Here is a 3,079-nt window from a genome sequence, read left to right on the forward strand (position 1 = left end):
CACACGCTCGGCGGCGAGCCGCGCGCTCGGCTCCGGCAGCGGCAGACCGGGCGGACGCAGCCGCGGCGCCTCAAGATGCAGCGTCAGCCGCCGATAGGACTGGCGCGCCGCGACCAGCTGCTTCCACGCGCCGATCATCTGCTCCACCGGCGCCAGCGCCCGGCCCATGATGATCGAGGCCGCGATCATCGCCCCGGGCGTCAGCACCTGCTCCAGCACCAAGAGCGCGCCAAGCCCGAGCACGCCGATCTGCGCCCCCAGCCGGACGAACTTGGTGGCACCAAGCGCCCAGCTCGATCGGTCCGCCGCCATCTGCTGGTCGGGCGCAGCCCGCGCCACACCCTCCTGCCAGCGCCGGGCGACCGAGCCCATCATCCCCATCGAGTCGATCACCTCGGCGTTGCGGACGATGCTCTCCGCCCGCCGCTGGTTCTCGATCGCCGCGACGTTGGACCGGCGCAGCAGCGTGCCCGTGCGCCATTCGTTGGTGAGCGTGAGCAGGAACAGCGCCACCGCTGCGGCCGTCGCCAGCCAGCCCAACGTGTGGTGCAGCAGGAACACCACGCCGAGATAGATCGGCACCCACGGCACGTCGTAGAGCGTCGTCATCGCCGGACTGGCGACGAAGCCGCGGCACGCCGCGAGGTCGCGCATCGCCTCCATCCGATAAGGCCGGCCGCGCAGCTGCGCTTCCACCGCGCGCGCGAAGGCCTCAGGCCCGACCGTGCGTTCGATCCACGCCGCGCTGCGCGCCAGCACCTTGCCGCGCGCCACCTCGAGCAGCGCCATCGCCAGCACCGCACCGAGTGCGATCAGGGTGAGGAACAGCAGCGTGTCGGTGCTGCGCGAGGACAGCACGCGATCGAACACCTGCATCATGTAGATCGAGGTGCTCAGCATCAGCACGTTCACGAACAGGCTGAACACGCCGACGGTCGTGAACTGGCGGCGGCACACCGAAAGCGCCGTGCGCAGCGGGCTATCGGTCAGGGGGCCGCTGGGTGCCGAAGGCATGGTTCAGCCTCCGATCATCGCGCGCAGGGTGGCGAGCGCGCGGGCCGCGGCGTCGGCCAGCACGTCGCCATGGCCAGTAAGCCAGATCCCGAGCGCGCCGACAGCGGACGTGCCGAACGCGCAGGCAAGCGTCAGGCGGAGGAACCCGAGCGGTCGCGGCAGGCGGGCGAGATGCTGCCGTACCCCCTCCAGCCGCAGCTCCTCCATCCGGTTGTGCAGGTAGCGGTGGCTCCAGACCGCCAGCATCGCCTCCGCCTCATGCCGATGACGCTGCACCGCCTCGAGGCTCGGCGATTCGCCCTGCATTGCGCCTCGCCGCTCGGCCTCGCGCATCGCAAGCGCGTAGGCCAACAGCGTCGTCACCTCGTCATCCGGCGAGGCCGCCGCGAAGGCGCGAAGTTCAGCGGCCGGCACCGTTGCCCTGCCGGAGTCCGCCGATGCCATGGCTCCGTCCCGTTGGCTACTTGCCGGCTGCTTGGTCATGGTCGGCCGACTGTCGTTCCGATGGCGCTGCCGTGGCTGCGGGTCCCCGTGGACGCCGCTAACTCGCGGTTGCTCGCGCGCGCGCGAAGCCAAGGAGCGCGAGGGCAGCGAGCAGCAGCGAGGCGGAGGACGGCAGTGGGATCGCCTGCGCCGCCACCGCCGAGATCTCGATCGTCGCCAGTCCGGACAATGCCCCCGGCAACGACGCATCGCGCAGCAGCACCAGCGCATGATCGCCGAACAGCGCAGCTCCCTCGCCGAACAGATTGCCGAACAACAACCCGATCACTCCCGTGCCGACCTCGAACTCGAGCAGGTCGCCCACCAGGAAGAAGTCCAGGCCAGCGCTCACCGAGGAGGCGATCTCGAACACCGCCAGCGTCGCCACCGCGTTCGCTCCCAGCGTCCCGGGATCGAACAGACCGTCGATGTCCAGCAGACCGAACACCGCCTCCGCGCCTCCCGGCAGCGTCAGCGTATCGACCGCTCCGAAGATCACGCCGAACCCACCGGCGACGTCGAAATCGTAGTCCACCGTGCCAGTCAGCACCGGCGGCGCGGCCGTCAGTGTCAGCGGCGAGGCCGCCGAAGGCCCGGACCACGCCGCCAAGCCGAGCGCGGCACCCAACACCAAGGCCTTCACACCAGGAATTCTCATCGCGTCTTCTCCCCCTACTTCAGTTCCCAGTTCCACACATCCGAAGCTGTCACCCGATGAACGTCGACCACTCGTCGGTGAAGGTGAGCTGGCTGATTGCCGTCACGCCGAAGATCACCAGGGTATCGCCATCACTGCCGGCGAGCGTCAGCCGAAGCGCGTCGCCGGTCTGCCGAGCCGCAGCGATCTGGGCGCCGAACAGATCGATCCTGTCGACGCCCATCTCGTAGTCGCGGATATAGGCCATCTCCCGGATCCCGTTCGACGGCGTCTCGCCGAACACGAAGATGTCTTCGCCGGGGCCGCCATACATCTGCACGGTGCGCGCCGCGCCCATCAGCAGGATGTCCGGGCCATCCGTGCCGTGGAGCGTTCCGGCAGTCCCCTGAGCCGCGACCACGTTGCCTGGCGGCGGCGGGGGAGGAGGCTGACCGACGTCCAGCGTGACCGTGGCGCTGGCCTCGGCGCCAAAGCTGTCCCGGATGATGTAGGTGAAGCTGTCGATGCCGCTGAACCCGGCGGCCGGGCTGTAGGCGAAGTCGCCGTCGGCGAACACCGCGAGGCTGCCCGCGCCGAGATAGCTGAACGCCACCACCTCGATCGGATCGCCGTCCGGGTCGAAGTCGTTGGCCAGCAGGTTGAACGTGCCCAGCGTGATGCCGAAGCGGGCATCGAAACTGTCATCCACCGCCACAGGGGCACTATTCCCCGTGTACCGAATCTCGGTGTTGTCACCGGCAACCTCGACACGGAAGCGGTCGGGCTCGAACGCACCCCAAAGGCTGATCCGCATATTGATGAAGCCGTCGCCGTTCGTGTCGGCTTCCAGCATGTTCGACGTCATCGAGAAGCTCAGAGCGCTGAGCGCAAACTGCGCACCTTCCACGACAATCACATCCAACGCGCTGAAGTCGAGGATCTTGT

General features: G+C 68.7%; 4 protein-coding genes. All 4 read right to left on the minus strand.

All coding sequences use genetic code 11. From position 1 onward, the window contains the following. A partial coding sequence (locus ACTIFU_RS23270) for an ABC transporter transmembrane domain-containing protein (protein ID WP_439580709.1) occupies window positions 1-1,014 on the minus strand: 1,014 nt, incomplete at its 3' end. A gap of 3 nt (window positions 1,015-1,017) precedes the next feature. After that, on the minus strand, window positions 1,018-1,458 hold the full coding sequence (locus ACTIFU_RS23275) for a hypothetical protein (RefSeq protein ID WP_439580710.1): 441 nt from the start codon (window positions 1,456-1,458) through the stop codon (window positions 1,018-1,020). Between the two features lie 97 nt (window positions 1,459-1,555). Next, window positions 1,556-2,155: a hypothetical protein gene (locus ACTIFU_RS23280; RefSeq protein WP_439580711.1), complete on the minus strand. Its 600-nt coding sequence runs from the start codon at window positions 2,153-2,155 to the stop codon at window positions 1,556-1,558. Window positions 2,156-2,204: 49 nt separating this feature from the next. Then, window positions 2,205-3,079: Ig-like domain-containing protein (locus ACTIFU_RS23285; RefSeq protein ID WP_439580712.1), on the minus strand; the 875-nt coding region annotated here is incomplete at its 5' end.

The organism is Elioraea sp. (genome assembly GCF_051860475.1).
Lineage (GTDB): Bacteria > Pseudomonadota > Alphaproteobacteria > Acetobacterales > Acetobacteraceae > Elioraea.

Bases quoted from the DNA above. Each gene is read 5' to 3' on its own strand.
- ACTIFU_RS23275 (WP_439580710.1), bottom strand. From the start codon at position 1,458: ATGGCATCGGCGGACTCCGGCAGGGCAACGGTGCCGGCCGCTGAACTT.
- ACTIFU_RS23280 (WP_439580711.1), bottom strand. From the start codon at position 2,155: ATGAGAATTCCTGGTGTGAAGGCCTTGGTGTTGGGTGCCGCGCTCGGC.